This window comes from Arsenicibacter rosenii (genome assembly GCF_001870735.1).
GTDB lineage: Bacteria > Bacteroidota > Bacteroidia > Cytophagales > Spirosomataceae > Arsenicibacter > Arsenicibacter rosenii.
In genome coordinates, this window is sequence record NZ_MORL01000020.1 from 49,722 (window position 1) to 72,163 (window position 22,442).

The following is a 22,442-nucleotide window of genomic DNA, read 5'->3' on the forward strand; positions in this document are numbered from 1 at the left end:
ACAAAGCCAATCTACAGCGTATACCCGCCGTTATACTGCCGCTTGACAAACTGATTGGCGTAATCAAAATTGGTGATTTTCATATTTTCACCATCCCAGAGCAGCCGTTCGCGGCCAGGAAATTTATTGCCGTCGCGGTACATATAGCTGCGTGTCGCCAGGTTCCCCATCAGTACCGTTTCGGTCAGCGGCCCCGCTTCGTCGAACGACGAACTGGTGTAGGCGCCGTAGCCCTGCTTGCAGGCTTTGACCCACTGCTGCTGGTGCCCTTCGGTCTTCCCGTCGACCAGCGGCTTTTGCGGTGCAGGCAGTTCTTTTCCTAAGAACTTGTTTTTAGGCAACAGAATCGGGTCATTCCCGAAAATGTTACCGGCCAGCATTCCTTTGGTACCCATAAAGAGCATCCCGCCGTCCTGCGTGCGGAAAAGCTCATTATACGACACGCCTTCAGGCAGCTGTGGCCGGATACCACCATCGAACCACGATAGTTTAATTTCCTTAACCTTCTTGTTGTCTGACGGGAAAGTGAGGTGAATGGCCGACGACGGCGGGCAGACATCATCAAAGAACGCTTCCTTGAAGAAATCGGCGTATACTGAGCCAACGCTGCATTCGACCGAGGTCGGGTATTTCAGTTTCAGCGCCCGGAACGGTACGTCCATGAAATGGCAGCCCATATCGCCCAGGGCGCCTGTCCCGAAATCCCAGTATCCCCGCCAGCGGAACGGCATATAGGCTTCGTGGTAACCACGGAACGGCGCGGTACCCAGCCACAGGTTCCAGTCGACTTCGGGCGGAACGGCCATGGTCTCACCGCGATCTTTCGGCGATTTAACCCCTTGCGGCCATACCGGCCGGTTTGTCCAGCAATAGACCGTATGGACGGCCCCAATCACACCGCTCTGGATGGCCGTTTCGATGATCCGGGTGGCATCGCCGCTGCTGCCCTGGTTGCCCATCTGGGTAACTACCTTGTATTTGCGGGCAGCCTCGGTCAGCATCCGGGCCTCGTAAATGTCGTGGGTCAGTGGTTTTTCGACGTAGACGTGCTTGCCGAGCTGCATGGCGGCCATCGCAATGGGCGCGTGCATGTGGTCGGGCGTTGATACGATAACGGCATCAAACGTCTTCCCGGCCTGATCGAACATCTGGCGGTAGTCTTTGAAATAAGGAGCGTTGGGAAACTTAGCGCGGTACTTTTTCGATTGCCGGTCGTCGACATCACAAAGGGCTACGAAATTGTCGGAGCCATTATTATAGGCCTGCTGGATGTTATAATCCGCCTTGCCGCCACAGCCTACAGCCGCAATATTGAGTTTATCAGACGGAGCTACATAGCCCTTGCCCAGTACATGCCGCGGTACAATCGTGAAACTGCCCGCTGCCAGGGTCGACGCAGCCAAAGCGCCGGTCTGCAGGAAGCTCCGGCGCGTAGTTTTGTTGGAAGACATGTTAAATGAGTGATTGAGTGATTTGTGATTGAGCGAATGAACAAAAAAGAATGTTACCGCCCAAGTCTATTCAATCATTCGACAATCACTCATCCAACATTTCTCTTTAGCCCATGATCTGGCCCATTTTCATGGCCACGCCCATGTCGCCTTTTACCTTGAGCTTGCCGGTCATTACGGCCATCATCGGGTTCAGATCGCCGGTACCCATTTTTACCAGGTTATCCACTGATACATGCAGCTCACAGTCAGCCGCTTTATCTTCGTTGGATACCGTTACCGGTGCCTGCTTGCCATCGATATAGATAACACCCTGATCTGTAACTACTTTAATAGTCGCGTCAATGCTGTCTGCATTAGCAACGCGGTTGGTAATCTGCCCGGTTAGTTCTTGTAAAGTCATGCAGAAATAAAACTTTTTGGTTTGTTTTGTGGTAAAACTATGCCGTAAAGATAAGGTTTCAAATAGTACCCGTACGTTACGGGCCTTTATTTAAGCCAGCGGCAAACCGATCTGATCCCCGTTTTATGCGCCCACAATTTCTTACGTTACTCTGTGTCCTGTCGTTTCTGGGTGGAGGTATTGGCCTCATTGACAGCTTTGTCGCACTCACTCATACGCGTGAAGTAGCCAACACCACCCGTATTGACCGCAAACTATCTCCGGAAGAAGCGGAACAAGCCAGAAAGCAATATTTTGAAGACCGGGCATCCGGTGATGCGCCTATGCCCGCCGACCCCGACGAAATTCAGCCGCTGGCCGTTGCCGGGCTGATCTATAATGCCTTGTGTGTAGCCGGTGCCTTTCTGATGTTCCGGCTCCGGCGGATCGGGTTCTATGTGTATCTGGCCGGTGTGGCGGCCGGGCTGATCCTGCCCGTCCTGTTTGGCGGTTTCTCCGCCCTTAATTCGTCGTTCGGCGCATTTTTCAGCGTCATCTTTGCCGGGCTATACTGGTATAATCTGCCGGCGATGAAATCGTAAAGGGCGGCCCCACGTGGCCGCCCTTTTTTTATCACACGTGAAGCCGCCCATGCAAATCCGTTACGGACAAGCCGTCCCGGACACCGCAATCGTACGGCTCACCACACAATTGCCGCTGTAGACCGTCAGCGTATAGGTGCCCGGCTTGACCACGTCAGGGAAAACGGCTGTATGCTCGCCAACCGTCCGGTACACTACCGAGAAGACATATCCCGACGGCCCCGTCAGTACGTACCGGTCACCGTAACCAGCTCCCTGTACCGATACCGAACAGACACCACTACCCAGCGTACCCGTCGCCTGCACGCTGCTGATGGTCGGTTGTACACCCCCTTCAACGACAATCGCCGTATTGGATACCACACAGCCCGCCTGTCCGGCAAGGCCCGTATAGCTGCCGCCTGCCGTTACGTTGAAAATGCCCGTGCTGTTTGTCTGATTATAGCCATTAGGCCCCAGCAGCGTGAAACTGGTAGCCCCTGAAGCCTGAACCCGAACCGTCGTGGTCGTTACTCCGCAACCCAGCGGACTGCCGGCCGTTACGGTAGCCGTACCTAATGACGAGGCAGAGACAACTACACCGGCGACAGCCGTACAGCCACCGCCATCGGTCAGCGTGACCGAATAGGTGTCTGCTACTGATACGGAAATCACCGCACTCACGGCTCCCGTTGACCAGCGGACCTGGCCGTTACCCACCGCCGAGAGGCTTACGGCCGGACTGGCACAACTAATGAGGGTAGACGATGGGTTGATGCTCAGGGCCGGTGCAACTGTCGCACTCACCACCGTGGCTGAGTTCACGCTGGTGCAGCCGTTACTGCCCGTCAGCGTTACCGAATACGTACCGGCCGAGGCAACGCTGATGGTGTTCGACACTGCCCCCGTCGACCAGCGGGCATCGCCCGTACCGACCACCGATAAGACCGCCGACGGGCTGGCACAGGTCAGCGTCACCGATGACGGCGAAATGCTCAGGCTTGGCGGAGTTGTATTGCTGTAGACCGTCGTTGGGGCCGAAGTGGTACAGCCGTTGCTGCCGGTGATGACAACCGAGTAATTACCCGCCGCATTGACCGTGGCTGAGCTACCGCTTTGCGCCACCACGTTCGGACCAGTGAAGCTGTAGCTCAGCCCCGAACCGGTGGCTCCCGCTGTCAGTGTCAGCGCCGTCTGCCCGCAGGTCAGCGTGCCGCCGTGGCTGGCGGTCAGCGTGGCACCCGTCGGGGCCGTGGTGCTACCAGTAACGGTTACCTGAGCGACAGCCGAACAGCCGCCCGCATCGCTCACGGTGACTGAGTATGTGCCGGCGGCATTGACCGTGGCCTGATTGGTCAGTCCGATCCGCGTCGCGCCGCTGCCGAAGGTGTACGTCAGGTTCGACGGACTAGCCGTCAGCGTGACCGATGGGGTATTACAGCTAATGGCCCCGCTAGCTACCAGACTGGCCGAAATGACCGCTGAGGTGCTTTCTACGGTGGCCGAGGCTACATTGGTACAACCATTGGCGGCTGTTACAATCACCGAGTAAGTGCCTGCCGACGAGACGGTAAGGGTATTACCTGTACCATTCTGGCCGGTGCTGAACGAATAGCTGGTCAAACCGGAGGTAGCTGTCAGCGTCACCGTCGGGCTGGCACAGGTTAGGGTCGCTGACGAAGGCGTCAGACTTACCGTCGGAGCGACTGTGTTGCTGTAGACCGTCGTTGCCGCTGAAGTAGTACAGCCGTTGCTGCCGGTAATGACAACGGAATAATTCCCCGCCGCATTCACCGTGGCTGAGCTGCTGCTTTGCGCCACTACACCCGGGCCGCTGAAGCTATAGCTAAAACCAGAACCGGTGGCTCCCGCCGTCAGTGTCAGTGCCGTTTGTCCGCAAGTCAGCGTGCCGCCGTGGCTGGCGGTCAGCGTGGCACCCGTCGGGGCCGTGGTGCTACCGGTGACCGTTACCTGCGCCACGGCCGAACAGCCGCCCGCGTCGCTCACAGTGACCGAGTATGTGCCGGCGGCATTGACCGTGGCCTGATTGGTCTGCCCGATCTGCGCCGCGCCGCTGCCAAAGTTATATATCAGGTTCGACGGACTGGCCGTCAGCGTGACCGATGGGGTGTTGCAGCTGATGGCTCCACTGGCCACAAGGCTCGCTGAGATGACGGCGGTACTGCTTTCTACGAAAGCCGAAGCTACATTAGTGCAACCATTGGCAGCTGTTATAATCACCGAGTACGTATCAGTTGATGATACAGTCAGTGTATTGCCGGTGCCGTTCTGCCCGTTACTGAAGCGGTAGTTACTAAAGCCTTCAGTGGCCGTCAGCGTTACTGTCGGGCTGGCACAAGTCAGTGTGCCGCTGTCAGGCGTCAAAGCTACGTTGGGCGTTTCCTTATCTTCCCCCACAAACAGCGAGGCTGTAGATGTGCAGTTGCCATCGCCTGTAGCCGTGACCGAATACGTTCCCGAATTATTCACAATCAGCGTATTACCAATACCGGTCAGCGGGCCATCCGGTCCGGCGAAGGCGTATGTAAGTCCGCCGCCAACCGCGCTGGCGGTGAGGGTTACGCTGGTTTGGGAGCAGGTCAGGGCGGTATGGCTGGCACTCAGACTTACCTCTGGTTGGGTATTGTTCTGACTCACATCGATGAGGGTATTGCTCGAACAGCCTGTCGTTGTGTTACTGACTATTACCCCATAACTTCCCCCGGCGCCCACCAGTGCCGTACCCGCTACGGGGTCCTGACTGATAATTTCCGGCCCGAAAAAGGCATAAGTATCCCCCCCTGAAGCGGTGAGCGTCACGGCAGGGACAGCGCAGGTGACCGTACCGGAAACCACCAGGCCCGCCACGGGCAGGTCTGTACGCTGGCTCACTACCGCTGAGGCCGAGGCCGTACAGCCGTTAGCCGCTGTCAGGACGACTGAGTAGGTTCCAGGGCTACTGACAGTAATCACGTCATCACTGAGCCCGTTAGACCACAGATAGCTGTCTCCGGCAAGGATTGCCCCCGAAGCCGTCAGGCTGACGACCGCATTGGTGCAGGTAATCGTGGCCGAAGCAGGATCGATACTAACGGACGGTGTCGTCGTGTTCTGGCTCACAGTGGTGGTAGTGACTGTTGAACAGCCCGTGATGGTATTGATCACGGTGACCGAGTAAACACCCGGCAGATTAACCTCTGCCAAGCCTGTTGCGCCGTCCTGCGTCACGATACCCGACGGGCCGCCTCCCGACGGGCCGGCAAACACAAAACTCACACTCGATAACCCACCCGCATCGGCTGTCAGCTCAACCGTCGTCTGGGCGCAGGTGAGTGTAGCATTCGCTGCCAGACTGGCTACTGGTGACGCCACATCCTGCCCGACGCTGACTGAGGCAGAGGCGGTGCAGCCATTGGCGCCGGTAGCCGTAACGGTGTAGGTTCCGGATGCACTCACCAGCAGGGTACTGCCTGTGCTGCTGCCCCCCGCCAGTGCCGGACTGGCTGTCCAGGTGTACGACGTTCCGCCGGTGGCGGTGAGCGTAAGGGCAGGGCTGGCGCAGGTTAGTATGCCACCGGCGGGGTTGATGTCCACGGTAGGCAGCGTATTATCCTGGTCAATGCTGATGTCTGTCGTACTGGTGCAACCCGTAGCGGTGTTCGTTACCGTTACGGAATAAAGCCCCGTCTGGTTTAGTACGGCTGTTCCGGCCGTCGGATTCTGGCTGATCAACCCCGTTCCGGCAAACGCATACAGGGTTCCGCCCGAAGCGGTAAGGGTCAGTGAGGGCTGAGCACAGCTCAGCAGGCCGCTGTGGCTGGCGGCAAGCGTTGGCGTTGGCAGGGCATGTACCGTAACCGACGTCGTAGCCGTATTAACGCAGCCCGCGCTGTTGGCCACCCGTACCGTAAAGCTATACACCCCGGCGGTCAACTCCGTAACCTCCGTGCCGGGGTCTGTCCCGCTGGCAAGGATACCTTCGCTACTGATGAAGGTGTAGCCGGCCGGCGTTCCGGTGCTCAGGCCCGATGTCGCTACCAGACTCACCGACCCGCCCTCGCATACGTTGACGGCGGATAAACTGATGACCGGCAGGCTGGTATTCTCACTGACCGTAACCAGTTGACTGGCTACTGCCGTACAACCGCTCCCGTTGGTAACGGTTACGGTGTAGGTACCCGTTGTGTTGATGGTACGCAGGGCATTGGTTGTGTTGTTTTCCCAGCGATACGTGCTCCCGCCCGTAGCCGTGAGTGTCAGCGTCGGGCTGGCACACGTGATTGTTGTGTTGGCCGGCACACTGATACCGGCGTCAGGCAGCGGGTTTACCGTCAGGGTTGCAGTACTCTGGTCGGTAAAGGTATTGTCGCTCACAATCAGTGTGAAGGTTTGCAGGCCCGACCCGGCCGCTGTCCAGCTCTGGCTGAAAGCCGTACTGGTTGTGTTTCCGGTTGTCTGGCTGTTGCCGTTGGTGAGCGTAAAGTTATACGCTCCCGAAACCCCGCTCACCGAAGCGGTAAACGTGACCCGTCCGCCTGCACAAATGGCATTGGGCGTGACGCTCAGGCTTCCTACGTCGGTCGACTGGATGGTGAGTGAATAGACGCTGCTCACTCCTGAACACCCGTTGGCATCGGTGCCGCGCACGGTCACATTGAAGGTACCGGTCTGGGTAGGTGTGCCGGTCAGTGACCCCGCCGGGCTCAGGCTCAGGCCCGAAGGCAGCAAGCCGGTTGCCACCGAGAAGCTATAGGCCGGTTGCCCGCCGGTTGCCCCGAAGTTCTGACTGAACGCCACACCGGCCAGGGCCGTGTTGGTGGCGGGGATAGTGACCGATACCGTGGCCGTATTACTTTGAATGGTAATCGTGGTAGTACTGACGCAACCCGACGCGTTGCGGCCCGTAAGGGTGAAGGTGCCGGCCTGGCTGACCGTTGCCGCGGCCCCTGCCGACACAATGCCCGTTCCCGCAAAAGTGTAAGAGGACGCTCCTGTTGCCGTAAGCGTCAGTGTAGGGCTGGCGCAGGTTAGCGTATTGGAGATAGTCCCCCCCGTGTTGCGGGCAGTGAGCGTCAGACTGGGCTGAGCGAGCACGGTCACTGACGTAAGGGCGGTATTGGAACAGCCCACGCTGTTGATGCCCTGAACGGTGAGGGTATACGACCCGACCGCCAGACCACTAACAGTCGCCGTGTTGGCACTTCCCGAACTGATGAGCGTGCCATCGGAACGGCTGAAGGTGTAGGACGTCAGCCCTGCCGTAGCCGACAGCCGTACGGCTCCTCCCTGACAGACATTGGTCGCTGAGAGCACGAGCGTAGGCGGCGTAGTGTTTTGCGTTACCGTCACCAGGCTGCTGCTGGTGGCCGAACAGCCGCTGGCATTGGTCACCGTGACGGCATAGGTGCCGGTGACGGTGATGCTGCGGATGGCCGTGAGCGTGTTATTGTCCCAGCGATAGGTACTGCCGCCCGTGGCCGTGAGTGCAACCGAAGGGCTGGCACAGGTGACGGTCCGGTTGGCCGGGACGCTGATGCCCGCCGTGGGCAGGGCAACTACCGACAGCGATGCGGTGGCACGGGTGGTTTGCCCGCTCTGACTCACCGTCAGTGTGAACGCCTGCGCCCCCGACCCGGCAGCCACCCAGCTCTGGCTGAAGGCCGTGCTGGTTTTGGTACCTGTGGTCGTGCTGGTGCCATTGGAGAGGGTAAAATTGTAAGGCGTAGTCACGTTGCCGACCGTTGCGGTGAAGGTGGCTGTACTGCCCGCGCACAGGGACGCTGAAGCAGGGGCAAAGCCCGCGATAGTGGGCGTCAGATTGTATACCACGATTGAGTAGTCTGATCCGGTGGCTGAGCAGCCGTTGACATCGGTAGCCCGTACGGTTATCACGTACGTGCCGACTAAGGTTGGTGTTCCCGATAGCACGCCCGTAGTGGTTAATGTCAGGCCCGCAGGCAAGGTGCCGCTGGCAATTGCGAACGTGCGCGAGGCCACGCCGGTGGAGGCAGACGTGAACGTTTGGCTGAACCCAACGCCGATGACAGCGGTGGCGGGGCTGGCGCCGGGGTTGGTAACAGTGATGGTCGCCGTAGCACTCCGGACCACCTGACTGGTGGCCGCCGTACAGTTACTGGCGTTGGTGACCGTCACGGAGTACGTGCCTGAGGTACTCACGGCTTTGGTAGCCGTAGTCGTATTGTCATTCCACCGGTAGGTGCTGCCCCCGGTAGCTGTCAGCGTCAGGGTGGGGGTGGTGCAGGTGAGCGTGGTGCTGGCGGGAGTCAGGATGGCCACCGTCGGCAGAGAGGCAACTGTCAGGGTAGCTCCGTTGGAGTTGGTATTACCACCTCCACCCGTTACCACGCAGCGATACTGGTATCCGTTGAAGCCGGCCACGTTACTGATGGTGAGCGTTTGACTGGTTACGCCCGAATAGGGCGTGGTATTGCTCAGGTTGGTAAACCCACCACCTGTATTAACCTGCCACTGGTAGGACGACGCATTCGTTGCCGCCACCGAAAAGAAGGTGCTATTGCCCGTACAAACAGTTCTATTGACGGGATGGGTAGTGACGGAGGGGGGGGTAGCCTGCTCAAAATGGCGAATCTGACCATCAGCACCACCAACCAGCAGGTCGAGTAAGCCATCGTTGTCCAGGTCAGTTATAGCGGGGGCTGTATACCCTGATAAACTTAACCCGTTGAAGGCGCTCGATATCTGTGTAAAGGAAGCGCTGTTGACGCTATTCTGTTCGTAGTGAAATAGTTGCCCATTAGCACGCCCAACCAGCATATCAAGCAGGCCATCACCGTCCAGATCGGCCAGGCAGGCTGCCGAGCCACCGTTTCCCGCATCGGCCGTCGGGCCGAAATTCTGGTTATTCAACTGAGTAAAAGTGCCGCCGTTGGCGGAGCTCTGCTCGTAGCGGCTCAGAAACTCGTCGCCAACCAGCAGGTCGAGCAGGCCGTCGCCGTCAACATCCGTAAAATGTGGATACTGGAAGGTCATTCCCCCTGTACTAAAGATGTTGTTAAAGTCATTGGATAGTTGCGTGAATGATGTACTGTTGAGGGCCGATTGCTCGTAGTGCTTGAAATTACCTCCACCAGCACCAACCACCAAATCGAGCAGGCCGTCGCCGTCTATATCGGTTACCGACACTATCGCGCTATAATGCCCCGTCAAACCACTCAGGTTGGAGGTGCGCAGCGTGAAGGTAAGGCTATTGGCCGCACTTTGCTCATAATGGCTCACCTCACCGGTTTCCCGACCCACCAGCAGATCAATCAGCCCGTCGTGGTCAAGATCGGTAATGGCGGGTGTGGAAAAGCTCCCGACATTAATTGAGTTAAACGAATTACTGCGCAACGCGTAGGTTAGCGACGAACTAATTCGCGTTACGGTGAAGTTTGTACTGCTCAGCACGGTGCCACCCGGCTTAGTCAGGCGGATGGGTCCGGTAGACGCCTGAGCGGGCACTACAAATGATACCTGAGTATTTGAAATAGGCGTAATATTAACAGGTATTCCGCGCAGCACAACGGATGTAGTTCCCGTCAGGTTTGTACCGTTGATGGTCACCACTGTTCCCGCCGGACCACTCGAAGGAGAAAAGCTGGTGATGGTGGGAGCTTGAGCGTAGGTTATCCCCGCTGTTATGAGCAGGAGTAATAGAATCCTGATCGGCAGTGATGAACACTGGTCAAACAGAAATTGACCGGCCCACCGAATGATACGATGGGATAGCCATGAAGTACTACTCATACAATAAAAGGACTTCCTTGGATTTATTGACCTAAAACCGAATGGGAAGGAATCTATGGCCAGGGAAAGCAGTAGGTAAAGACGGGTCATGAGAAAAGCTTTTTTGTTTTTCATGTACGGAATATCCGCCCCCAAAAATGCCCCCGAAATGCCTCCTGCTGTTAACCCATTTCGGACATTCTTTTGCCCATTTCGGACATTGGTCGCTTTTTTACAGAAAAAACACCTTTTATGTGCCAATAAGTATACATAATAGACATAATGTTAACTTAAAGAAGCGGTGTAAGCTAGTAGAGAAAAGATACCTGCTACTAGTAAAACAAGGGTGAGAAATATGTATCCATGGCAGACAGTGATGATAATTGCAGGCGCCGGGTATGCGGCCAGATCCATGTTGAGTTTACCAGGGTACGTTTGCTCCACCATCCGGGGCATAGTGAGTTCATGCTATTGCATCGGTGATAGATTGACATGATCCATAAGTTAACCTGTTTGCTGCCATTTTTTTCCGGGACAAGTCACGCTATATCCTCCCTATCACCCGTATACGCCGATGGCAGGACACCATATTTTTCCTGAAAGCTACGCGTGAAATACGACAGGCTCTCAAATCCCACGGCAAATGCCACTTCCGAAACGCTCAGCGTGCCCTGCCGGATAAGCACCGCTGACCGCTCCAGCCGGCGGTTCCGGATAAATTCTACGGTGGTTTGGCCGGTAAGTGTTTTCAGTTTTCTCACCAGCTGCCGAGGGCTCAGATTCAGCTGCCGGCTCAGTTGTTCAACATCAAACGTACTATCCGCCATGTTGCTGTCGACAAGGGTCTGCACCTGCTCCAGGAAGTTATTTTCTGTCAGAATCAGCTGCTCACTGACAGGTTCAGCAACAGTAACAGGCAGTGGTCCCGGATGTGACTGATAATACTGTGCCAGCCGTTCACGCTGCCGGATCAGATTCTTCACCCGCACCCGGATTTCGGTTGCGTCAAAGGGCTTGGTCAGGTAGTCATCCGCGCCCAGCCCGAAACCCTCTATCCGGTCTTCGACCGTCGCTTTGGCTGTCAGCATCACTACCGGAATATGACTTGTCGCCACCTGCGTTTTCAGGATCCGGCAGAAGCCGAAGCCGTCGAGGTGCGGCATCATCAGGTCGCAGATCACCAGATCGGGGGTTACTTCGGTAGCCTTCTGCAACCCCTGTAGCCCGTCTTCTGCCTCCATGATCACATAGTCGCCGGCAAAAACCGATCGCAGGAAGGTCCGGATATCGGCATTGTCGTCAATGATCAGCAGAATTTTTTCCGAAGCCGCGCCGGCCTGCGCCGTGGTGTCAGACGGGGCGCAGGCCAACTCTGTTAACGCCTCGTCCGGCCAGACCGACACGACCGGACGTTCATTGCTTCCTGGCGCCGGGGGCAGCGGCAGCATGACCCGGAACGTAGTCCCCTGCCCTTCTGTACTCGTCACACTAACCGTTCCTTTCAGCACCGTTACCAGCTCCTGGACCAGTGCCAGGCCAATGCCCGTACCTCCGTGCGCTCGTCTCTCTCCGTTTCCGGCCTGATAAAACCGGTCAAAGATTTTCGGTAGCTGCGCCGCCGGTATACCGATGCCCGTGTCCGAAACAGTCAGTTCGAGCCGTGAGTTTTCCGGCCGCCAGGCCACCTCCATCTGCACAGTGCCTCCCGGGGGCGTAAACTTAAAAGCATTCGATAGCAGGTTGGTTAGTATTTTTTCCAGCTTATCCCGGTCGGCATAGACCCAGCAGGGGGCCGGATTGCGGTCAAATTCAAATTGGATCGACTTACCGGCCGCTAATGACACATACGAACTGGTCAGTGTTCTGATAAACGACGCGACATCAACCGCAACGGTTTCTACCTGCATGTTACCGGCCTCCAGTTTGCTCAGATCGAGTACCTGATTAATCAATGCCAGTAAGCGGCGGCCGTTGTGTTCCATCATTGATAATTCGGCCTCCCCGGGTTGTTTATGGCGACGGTTACTCAAGGGTCCCAGAATCAGGGTCAGCGGCGTACGGAACTCGTGCGAAATATTAGTAAAAAACCGGGTTTTCAACGCATCCAGCCCTGCCAGCCGACCAGCCTCCTGCTGCTCAAACGCGACTTGCTGCTGTAATAAAAGCCGCTGGGTCTGGATGCGGTAAGCCTGGAGCCCTACTACAGTGATCACGACCATGTAGAACAGGTACGCCCACCAGGTCCGGTAAAACGGCGGATGCACCCTGACCTGAAGCGTTACCGGTTCACTCCAGACATCGCCGTCCGCCGAACCCGTTACCTGTAAGGTATAATGCCCGTCGGGTAATTGGGCATAATTGGCAAACCGGTTTGTACCGGCTTCTACCCAATCCCGGTCGATCCCTTCGAGGCGATACCGGAACCGGTTCTTGCCGACATTGGTATAATCCATCACCGCAAACTCAAATGTCAGCAGATTCTGATCATGTGCCAGGTGAAGCTCTGTCGTATGATCAATGGTACCGGCTAATATGCCCGAATCATCGCCTGGTTCTACCGGATTGTTGTTTACCTTCAGCCCGATTATGTTTAGTTTCGGTAGCTGTCTGCGCTGGCCGGTCAGCATCCCCGGCCGGAAAATGGTCAGTCCGTTTACACCGCCAAATAAAAGGTCTCCGGCCCGGTTTTTTGCGTACGACAGCGTATTAAATTCATCATCCTGTAATCCGTCGGCCTTAGTATAATTCCGGAACTCAAATGTACGCGGATTGAATCGGCTGATTCCTTTGTTGGTACTCAGCCACAGGTTTCTGAATTCATCGGTCAGTATGCCGTATACCACTTTATTGGGCAATCCGCGGGCTACATTGACATGCTCAAACCGGCCGGTCTGCCGGTTCAGACGATCCAGTCCACCGCCCTTGGTACCGATCCAGAGAAACCGGCCGGGCTGGTACGGATCAGCGGCCAGGCTAAGAATAAAGTCATTGCTCAGGCTTTGCCGGTCCGTAACGGAATTTCTGTACATGGAAAAAACGGGCCGGTGCAACGGGTGCTGTACTTTTACCAGCCCTTTCTGGGTACCTATCCAGAAGACGCTGTCGGCTTCCGAAACAAAGGCAAATGTCTCCACATCGCCCCCGCTTTGCTGCAATAAATGCTGATAATGGTGTATCGTAAACTGTTCTGTCTGCCGGTTGAAGCAGAGTAAATTACCGTTTGTCGCCCCAATCCACAGATTTCCGCTCCGGTCTTCATAGGTCTGGTTACCGGTAAAGCCAAAATATACGCCCTGCGGCAGCGGGTATTTTTTAAGCAGCTTCCATTGAGGCGAAAACCAGAATAGCCGGTTTTCATGCGTTTCAAAGTTTACGTTTGACACCCAGAATGATCCGTCCCGACTCTGAATCATGTTGCGCTGCCGCTGATCGGCGGAGGGCAAACGGGGGTCCAGAAAAGGGGTTAGTTTATCCTGCTGTACCGCAATCTGCCCGTAAGCGTATAGTACCCTCGCATAGGTCCGGCCCTGCCCGTCCACATACAGATTACCCAGCGACTTGCCCGATAATACATTCTGAAACTGCTTAACGGCCGGATTGAACTTCCTGAGTCCGTAACCGGCGGTACCGATCCAGATGTTCCCGGCCTGATCTTTCAGTGCTTTGGTTATCTGAAAAACCTGTGGCGGCAGGGAAGCATAAACATCCTGTTTGGTCAGGCTATCGCGTATGAACAGGTCACCGGCCGAAAACAGCCAGAGGTTTCCCCCTTTTGTGATAGCCAGCCGTGTCTGATCAAAAACGTCGATTTTAACATCCAGCGCGTCTCCCTGGCCGGGAAACCGGATTACTTTCTTTACTCCGTTATGCCAGCTAATCAGCTGATTCCCTGTACTGACAAATAAATAGTCTTTCCGGTAGTCTTTATACAGATCAATAACCACCGGTTTAGTACCTTCAAGCAGGTTCAGGTTTTTTAATCCGGCAGGGTGTTTCCAGTTAAACGTGTACACATTATCCTGCATCCCGGTTATCGCCTGACCATCGGCCCCGAATGCAAAGGAGTAATTAACGTTGTTCGGCTCCTCATTTGCAAGCTCTACGGCGATACAGCGCACCTGATCGGTAAAGTCGGCTTTCTCAGGAAACCCTTGCCGTAACGTTTCCGGTAATACGATTTTAAACGGACGGCCGACGCTCGTGCCAACCCAGATATTGCCCTCCGGATCTTCACTCAGCAACCGGATATCATAATTCCCTGCTGTTGCCTTACCCTTATTACGAATTAGTATATGATAAAACCGCCCGTTACGATCGTCATATAAGTTGAGCCCGTTGGCTTGTGTACCTATCCAAAGCCTTCCCTTCCGGTCGACCAGCAAAGCCGAGCAGGCATCGTCTGAAAGGCTGAATTCGTTATACGGATCATGCGTAAATACCTGAAAATTATAACCATCATAACGGTTAAGACCATCTTTCGTAGCCACCCAGATAAACCCTTTCCGGTCCTGCTTAATGTCGAAAACCATTCCCTGCGACAGCCCGTCAGAAATGGTCAGCTCCTGCCAGCCTTTCATTAATGGCATCTGTTGAGCCCGCAGCATGTATGGTATTAATAGAAACAGGTAAACAAAACGCATCATATTTCGCCCTTTAAGTGGCAAAATACAGCATTTTTGTGTTCTCATGTTAACTTATAGGTACACAATGTAAAGGGCGGCCACGTGGGGCCGCCCCTACAGTTGTTATGGGCAGGCCGTGCCGGTCACGGCAACCGTCTGCGTCACCACGCAATTGCCGCTGTATACCGTCAGGGTATACGTGCCGGACTTGATTACATCCGGGAAGACTACCTGGCGCCGGACTACCAATGACGCGGTTTTGGGTAAAGATACTGAATTGTCCGACTGCCGCTTCGATAGCTCCCCCGCCCGGGTCAAGCGTCAGCGAGGCGGTCTTTACGTAATCAGTTATATTCTTTTAAGGGATAGCCTGGTTTTACATGGATTTAAGAAGTCCGCCGATTCCTCCCGCTGTTAGCTCATTTCCGGCATCAGGTATTTTTTTCGCGAAAAACGGCCTTTTCACGGCCTGAAAACCACCGGAAAGTCCATTTTCCGGCCATTGGCTCCCGCTATCCGCGCCGGCGGCTGTCGTTGCAGAATGGCTTCGGCAGCCTGCAGAACGGCAGCATCCAGCAGCGGTCCGGCCGATTTGATAATACGGACAACCCCGATATAGCCATCCCCCCGCTCATGAACGCGGATGATTACGGTCCCTTCGTGCCCCATCTGTAAGGCCGGTGCGGGGTATTTTACTTCGTGGAGTAAGGTGTTGCGGAATGAACGCAACGGATCATAATGTGCCTCAGCCGCTGCCGGCGGTTCCGCTACGGCAGGGGTCGTTCCCGCACTCTCAGCGGCGTCGGATACAGGCGATGTTGAGGATTGGGCCATGACCGGACAATATGCCACGGACACCAGACCGATAAGAAGCAGATAGTAGTTTTTCATAAATGATCAGCTGGCTTTCTTCGACCAAAACTAGCTGACCACAGACCGGTGGCTTGTCAATTTCCGGACAAATCCTGTTGATTTCCGGACACGCTCCGCTTTGCGGCGGGATTATTCCTGACCGGAAGGCTCTTTCAGTTGCCGGACATAATCTGAGGGACTCGACCCGGTATATTCACGGAAGACACGGCTGAAATAAGACAGATTATCGAATCCGACCCGATAGGCGGTTTCGCTCGGACTCAGGCCCGATTTGAGCAGTTCAGCGGCGTGGCGCAGCCGGTACGTCCGGATTACTTCACCGGCAGTCATATTCAGCAATGCATTCAGTTTTCTGGCCAGCGTACGGCTGCTCATGGCCAGCGACTTAGCCAGCCCTTCCACATCAAACTCAACGTTTTCGAGCTGTAGATCAATCTGCCGGTACAATTCATCAATAAACGCCTGTTGCTGCACCGTAAACACCGGTTCCGGTATTGACCGGGCAGCCGTTGCTCCCGCAGGCCTGATTACCTGTTCCCGGAAATATGCCCGGATCACCTGTTGCCGCGCCAGCAGATTCTGTACGCGGACCAGTAATTCCTGCGCCACAAAGGGCTTGGTCAGGTAATCATCGGCGCCGGTTCCGAGCCCCTGCAACCGGTCATCGAGGGCAGCCCGGGCGGTGAGCATCACAACGGGTATATGGCTTGTGGCCTGGTCCTGACGGAGGTAGCGGCACAGCGTGATGCCGTCGAGCACCGGCATCATTACATCGGTTACGATCAGATCAGGAACCGCCTGCCGGGCCTGATCCAGCCCCGCCTGCCCGTCGGTGGCTTCCAGTATCCGGTAATACGGGTTCAGGATTGACCGGACGTAGGTCCGGAGGTCTTCATTATCTTCGACAATCAGCACCACAGGCTGATGGGTTGCTTCCTCCGGAAACGACGTTGCCATGACCGGTTCCGCAGACTCAGGCCGGACCGGTACAACAACGGCATCCGCTTCTGCCACCGGCTCCGTTCCGGACAGGGCCTGTACCGGCAAGGTAACGGTAAACGTGGTACCGGCTCCCAACTGGCTGTCGGCCTTAATATCCCCGTCCAGCAAACGAACCAGTTCCCGCACCAATGCCAGCCCGACGCCTGTTCCTTCGTAGCCGCGCCGCTGGCTGGCATCCACCTGATAAAAGCGGTCAAAAATAAACGGCAGATGTTCGGGCGCAATGCCTGTTCCGGTATCGGTTACGGTCAGCACCAGCGCCGCATCACGGTAAGACACCTTCACCGTAACCGATCCGCCGGCCGACGTAAATTTCAGGGCATTGGCAATCAGGTTTGTTATGATTTTTTCCAGTTTGTCGCTGTCGTAACCGGCGATAAACGCCGACCGGTCTTGCGTCAGCGACAGCTGTATCCGGTTGGCAGCGGCCAGCGATTCAAAGGCAAACACCCGTATCCGGATATCAGCGACCAGGTCACCCGGCTGCAGATCAGGTTTCAGTTGCCCGTTGTCGAGCTTTGCCAGGTCCAGCAGCTGATTGATCAGCGTCTGCAACCGGCTGGCATTACGGTGCATGATGCGGTAAAGCTCTTCGGCCGGGAACCGCTGTACGAGATCACTGAGCGGCCCGATCAGCAGCGTCAGCGGCGTCCGGAATTCGTGCGAGATATTGGTAAAAAAGCGGGTTTTGAGCGCATCCAGCTCCACCAGTTTTTCGGCTTCGACCTTCTCCGTAAAGAGCGCTTTTTCCGTAGCCAGCCGCTTTTGTTCCGCTGCCTCAATGATTTTCCCCAACACCAGCGCCAGGGCTACAATTTCGAGGAAGTTCGTCGCATAGATCAGTGGATAGATCCAGTCATAGGCAATGACGCCCAGCGACCGCAGGTTCAGAAAAATAAACGGAACCAGGGTGATGAAACACGGAATAAGCAGGTACGTATTCATCGGCACCCGCCGGATCAGGGCATGGCTACAGATGGCAATCAGAAAGGCTTCGGTAAACAGAAACAGGTAATTATTTGCCTGCAACAGAAACATCCGGGGCACAAATGCATGGCACACCAGTTGCAGCACACTGACGGCCACGATACCGAAAAACACCGGCCGCAGCTTAGGATAATGCCGCCGCACCGACAGCAGGGAATAAATAAACAGGGTGTAAGTGGCCGGCATTAATTCAAAAAACGCCACGTTGAAAAAACTGGCCAGTATGGGGTAATTTCCCAGCAGGTTGCCCGTCACGCCGAAGGAGCCGAGCACCGACGCCGTGACAATGACCGTATGGAAGACATACCACCGGAAGGAACTGTCCTGGACATACCGTGCCAGAATGATATTGTAAAACACCCGTAGCAACTGAATCCCGATGACCAGCCACACCATGGCCAGGCTGCCCGGCAAGCTGTCGATATACGCCTGATAGGTCAGGAGCGTCAGAAGTCCGTTAATCGATTCGCTGGCTTCGAGGCGGAGGTAATAGGTCTGCGGGCGGGTTACTGCCCCCAGAGAGTAGGCCGGAAACAATCCCTTGTAGGCTTTCTGCGCGGCCGGCGTCATCAGGCCGCCTTTTAAAACCGACCAGCTACCGTCGGGTTGCGGCACATAGAGGTCGATCCGGTCGCGCAGGCCATCGCTCCAGAGCAGATACCATTGCCGGTCTTTCGGGGCGGTACCGGGATCAAGGGTAAAGCGGAACCAGAAGACCTGTTTTGAAAAACCAAACTGAAAGGACTGCTGCCGGTGGGGTATAAACGTCTGCTGCCGGACCTGATCAAACGAACGCGTCCCCGCCGGATCGGCATATACCGACACCAGCGGACACAGGTTGAGTGTTTCCGTATCGGACTTCAGGTAAACCGGCTGTGCCAACCCAACATGACACGCCAGCAAAAACAAAATCATCAGACAGACGTAACTCCGCATACAGTCAGGCAACCGGGTAAACGACCATATCACACGTTACCGGTACTGGCAAAGTACGATAATTTCATTTACCCGGATTGGCACCAACGTACAATAAAGTTAATTCCCGGCTAAGACCGGTAAATTCCAGTCCTACCGGCAGGCCGTACCAGCCACCTCTGTGGTATAGGTTGCGGTACAACTGCCGCTGTATACCGTCAGGGTATACACACCTGGCTGCCGGACATTGAGCCCCGTTACGGAGTACGTCCCGGCATTCCGGTAAACGGTCGAATAGACATAGCCCGACGGGCCGGTCATGACAAAGCGGTCGCCGGTGGCGGTGGCGAGGAGCGGCACACTACAGTTGTCCGGCCCGATGTCCCCGCTCGCCCGGAAGCTGATGGCCGCAGGCGGAAGCCCGCACGGGAGAGGCGGCGAAGCCGTCTGTGACTCATAGGCGCCCATATCTACCCGTCCGCCGACAATGCGGGGTACCCCTGCCAGATCGGTAGCGGGCAGGGCCGTGGCCGAATAAGGGCCGTTGACTGCCGTCAGGCTGGCTATGTCGCCGGCGTTAATAGCCACCGAACCGGTAGCAAGCTGCAGGTCACTGTCACTCACAAAGGGAGAAGTACTGGTGGTGAGGTTGCCGGGGCCGGCCGTATACATGGCCGGGTTAACCCCTGCCTCTACCAATGAAAAGCGGATCAGCAGGCTTGTAGCATCAGCAGCAATGACAGGACTTGGCCCTCCACCCGTACTGGTAACTGCCTCTATTGCGTTTGCACTCCCGTTTCCGAACAGCACGCTATTGGTTAATACAAGGCTAACGCTTTCATAATTCACAATTGACAAAGCCCCTCCGGTTACGGCTGAATTATTGCTGAAACTCACATTGGTTAGTACCGGTTTGTCGGTATTGCCGAGTATGTATATCGCCCCGCCCTTTATGGCCAGATTACGGGTAAACACCGTGTTGGTTATAACAGGACCGGAATTATCACTGCTTATTGCTCCCCCTACCGGTGCAGAGTTACTGGTAAAGATGCAATTGGTAATAATCGCATTGCTATTGGAATAAGTAGTTACAGTCCCTCCTGATATCGACGCAAGATCTACCGAATTATACTCGAATATACAGTCCTTCAGTATGGGACTGCATGATGCGTTATTGATCATAGCACTACCAGCATCTACAGCCGTATTACCACGAAACACACAGTGGGTCAATAAGGGACTACTAGAACTATTGTTATACATTGCCCCACCCGATCCGGCTGCCGTGTTGTTCTGAAAAATACAGCTGGTGCAGGAGGGATTACTATTAAAATAGTTACGCATCGCACCACCGTTAAACGCTGAATTATTGGTAAAACTACAGTTCGTGAATATCGGACTACAATTAATGTCATTATAAATCGCACCGCCACTCTCTACCGCCGAATTACTACTGAAATGCACATTTGTCAACACAGGATTACACAGGCCAAAGTAGGCATTACTATACATTCCGCCTCCGTAAGCAGCCGAATTGGAACTGAAACTCACATCGGTCAGTACCGGATTAGACACTCCGTTTTCACTGGCATAATTATACATGGCCCCGCCATTCCGCGCTGAATTACGCGTAAAGCTGACATTAATCAGGGTCGGACTACTTGCTCCTCTGAACCCATTATTATACATGGCCCCGCCGGCATCAACTGCATTATTTTCTAAAAAATAGACATTTGCTAACACTGGACTGCTACTGCCGCCGTAACCGCCGTCATTAAAAACACCTCCTCCCAAACCGGCGTCAGCAGATGAACTACCATTACTGTTCCCTCCTGTAATCACAACCCCATCCAACCGGGTCTGATTACCGGCATTCAGGAAGCGAACGACATGGTAACTATTATTGCCGGGTAATCCGTCATTGTCGATATCACCGCTCAGCGTGGTACTGCCAGGAAAGGTTGTGCGGGAGTTCGTACCGGCGGCATAGCCACCATACACCTGAACGCCGTCAGGAATAAAGAAACTCACCGTCCGGCTCTCGGGACCGGTGTAGACGGTTGGTTTATAGAGTCCCTGCGCCACCCACACCTGTGCCCCACAGGCTGCCGCAACCTGAATGGCCGTTTGCAGGGCGGTGCCGGAGAAGGCATGGCTCCAGCTACTCCCGTCCTGCGCACCTGCCCCCGCCTGCGTTACATACACCACTGTGTTACAGGCCGGAACGGCCACCGTTACTCTGGCAACGGCCCAACAGCTGCCGGTGGTACCCGTCACCGAATAAGGCCCCGCTACACTCACGGAGATAGCGGCGGTATTCTCGCCCGTCGACCACTGATACGATCCGGCACCCGAGGCGGTCAGGGTCGTGCGCTGACCCGATACGATAAACAGCGATGGCGTCGCGGCAATATTTATGGTCGGCGGGCCGGTCAGGGTCAGCGGCATGGGTACGCTCAGATTACCCGCCCCGTCCTGTACCGTAACCGTGTATGAACCGGCGGTCGTGACAGAAACGGTATAGGGTGATGCACCGGCGAGCGCGGTAAAACTCCCCCCATCCGTCAGCCGGTAGGCATAGCCGCTCGTGCCGCCCGTTACCGTCAGCGAAAACCCGCCCGCCCCGTTGCAGGCAGCCGACACGCTGCCGGTGGCTGTCACCAGCGGTGTCACCTGCGATTCAAAAGCCCCGATATCGCGCCGGGTATCGAAAACGGGCAGCCCCCGCTGATCGGGGTCTGTGCTGGCAGGAGGGCCGGCGTTGATGGCTGGTCCGGCAGTAAGGAGGGCATGCGTGGGGGTAGCTCCGCCGTTGGTGGCCAGCACCGGACTCAGTACCACCGATGCCGGCATGCCTGTGAGATTACCCGTTGTCACATCATCCAGCGTAGCTCCTGCCGGGTTTCCGATCAGGTTATGCCCGGTCGATGAATTGAAGCCGCTACGTATATCCTGTCCGCCGCCGGATGAAGTATTACCCGCGATCAGGCAGTTATTGATCGTCACGCGGGCATCGCCGTTACCGCCATAGATGGCCCCGCCATCCGCATCGCCGGGCGAGTTGGTGACTCCTACAGCCTGGTTTTGGGTGAACGTACTGTTGCTGATGGTCAGGCTACCGAACGAAGCTTCAATGGCCCCGCCGGCACGGGCGACGTTGCTGCTGAAGGTACAGTTATCAATCAGGCCATCGTCGCTGCTGCCCTTGTGGATTGCTCCGCTGTTACTGATGGCGGTATTGCCGGCAAAGGTGCTGTTGGTAATAGTAAACGATCCGCCACCCTGATAGATCGCCCCGCCGAAATTACCGGCCTGGTTCTCGTGGAAATAGCCGTACGCCAGCCGCAGGGTACCTCCGCCAAGGCTGATAGCCCCGCCATTCCCGCTGGTATGTCCGTTGGCAAAGCTAAGGTAACGGACTGTCAGGGTAGCGGCCACCGGTACGTCCAGGATCGAAAAATCACTGGATGGGCCGCCGCCGCTCAGGGTAATCGCGGTTGTAGTCGCCGAGGGTCCGGTGATCGTCACATCTTTGTCGGCCGGAGCCACCAGCGGACTGGTGAGGGCAATGGTACCCGACACGGTAAACGTAATGGTAAAGGTGCCCGGTACGCTGCTGCCGTCAACATCGGCCAGCGCCTGCCGCAGCGTACCCGGGCCGCTATCGCCGGTATTGGTCACCTGAATAATGGTTTGTCCGTAACCGGATTGATAAAAGCCCCAGAAAAGCAGGGTTAACCAGCCGATTCGGCATAGTAGTGCGCGGTCTGCCCGGCGGTAGCCTGTAGAGTTAGTAATGATCGACATAGATAAGAAACGTAAGCCTGTTTAGGTGCGTAAAGATCCTTATCCGGTTTCTCCTGCCTTGTCAATTTCCGGACAA

8 protein-coding genes are annotated in these 22,442 nt (G+C 55.9%); 1 reads left to right on the forward strand and 7 read right to left on the reverse strand.

Annotated features, from left to right (window positions below; translation table 11 throughout):
• Positions 1–11 precede the first annotated feature (11 nt).
• A complete protein-coding gene (locus BLX24_RS23785; RefSeq protein WP_071505720.1) occupies positions 12–1,451 on the reverse strand; it encodes a Gfo/Idh/MocA family protein in 1,440 nt (479 codons plus the stop codon).
• Between the two features lie 106 nt (positions 1,452–1,557).
• The gene (locus BLX24_RS23790) at positions 1,558–1,854 is read right to left on the reverse strand and encodes an SCP2 sterol-binding domain-containing protein (protein ID WP_071505721.1); all 297 of its coding nucleotides are present in this window, start codon (positions 1,852–1,854) and stop codon (positions 1,558–1,560) included.
• 125 nt (positions 1,855–1,979) lie between these two features.
• On the opposite strand from BLX24_RS23790, the gene BLX24_RS23795 reads away from it, so the two are divergent.
• On the forward strand, positions 1,980–2,435 hold the full coding sequence (locus BLX24_RS23795; protein WP_071505722.1) for a hypothetical protein: 456 nt from the start codon (positions 1,980–1,982) through the stop codon (positions 2,433–2,435).
• A 60-nt stretch (positions 2,436–2,495) separates the two neighbouring features.
• On the opposite strand, the gene BLX24_RS23800 is transcribed toward BLX24_RS23795, so the two are convergent.
• The 5 genes from BLX24_RS23800 to BLX24_RS23825 form a co-directional block, all read right to left on the reverse strand.
• A complete protein-coding gene (locus BLX24_RS23800; RefSeq protein ID WP_177225909.1) occupies positions 2,496–10,181 on the reverse strand; it encodes an FG-GAP-like repeat-containing protein in 7,686 nt (2,561 codons plus the stop codon).
• 518 nt (positions 10,182–10,699) lie between these two features.
• A complete protein-coding gene (locus tag BLX24_RS23805; RefSeq protein WP_229201885.1) occupies positions 10,700–14,764 on the reverse strand; it encodes an ATP-binding protein in 4,065 nt (1,354 codons plus the stop codon).
• Positions 14,765–15,244: 480 nt separating this feature from the next.
• Positions 15,245–15,673, reverse strand: coding sequence for an energy transducer TonB family protein (locus BLX24_RS23815; protein WP_071505725.1), 429 nt, complete (start codon positions 15,671–15,673; stop codon positions 15,245–15,247).
• A gap of 111 nt (positions 15,674–15,784) precedes the next feature.
• Entirely contained in the window at positions 15,785–18,580 is a 2,796-nt protein-coding gene (locus BLX24_RS23820) for an ATP-binding protein (RefSeq protein WP_071505726.1), read from the reverse strand.
• A 132-nt stretch (positions 18,581–18,712) separates the two neighbouring features.
• A complete protein-coding gene (locus tag BLX24_RS23825; protein WP_071505727.1) occupies positions 18,713–22,366 on the reverse strand; it encodes a beta strand repeat-containing protein in 3,654 nt (1,217 codons plus the stop codon).
• Positions 22,367–22,442: the final 76 nt, after the last annotated feature.

Coding starts and splice junctions, on each gene's coding strand:
- BLX24_RS23785 (WP_071505720.1), bottom strand. CDS start 1,451: ATGTCTTCCAACAAAACTACGCGCCGGAGCTTCCTGCAGACCGGCGCT.
- BLX24_RS23805 (WP_229201885.1), bottom strand. CDS start 14,764: ATGCTGCGGGCTCAACAGATGCCATTAATGAAAGGCTGGCAGGAGCTG.
- BLX24_RS23790 (WP_071505721.1), bottom strand. CDS start 1,854: ATGACTTTACAAGAACTAACCGGGCAGATTACCAACCGCGTTGCTAAT.
- BLX24_RS23815 (WP_071505725.1), bottom strand. CDS start 15,673: ATGAAAAACTACTATCTGCTTCTTATCGGTCTGGTGTCCGTGGCATAT.
- BLX24_RS23825 (WP_071505727.1), bottom strand. CDS start 22,366: ATGTCGATCATTACTAACTCTACAGGCTACCGCCGGGCAGACCGCGCA.
- BLX24_RS23820 (WP_071505726.1), bottom strand. CDS start 18,580: ATGCGGAGTTACGTCTGTCTGATGATTTTGTTTTTGCTGGCGTGTCAT.
- BLX24_RS23795 (WP_071505722.1), top strand. CDS start 1,980: ATGCGCCCACAATTTCTTACGTTACTCTGTGTCCTGTCGTTTCTGGGT.
- BLX24_RS23800 (WP_177225909.1), bottom strand. CDS start 10,181: ATGAGTAGTACTTCATGGCTATCCCATCGTATCATTCGGTGGGCCGGT.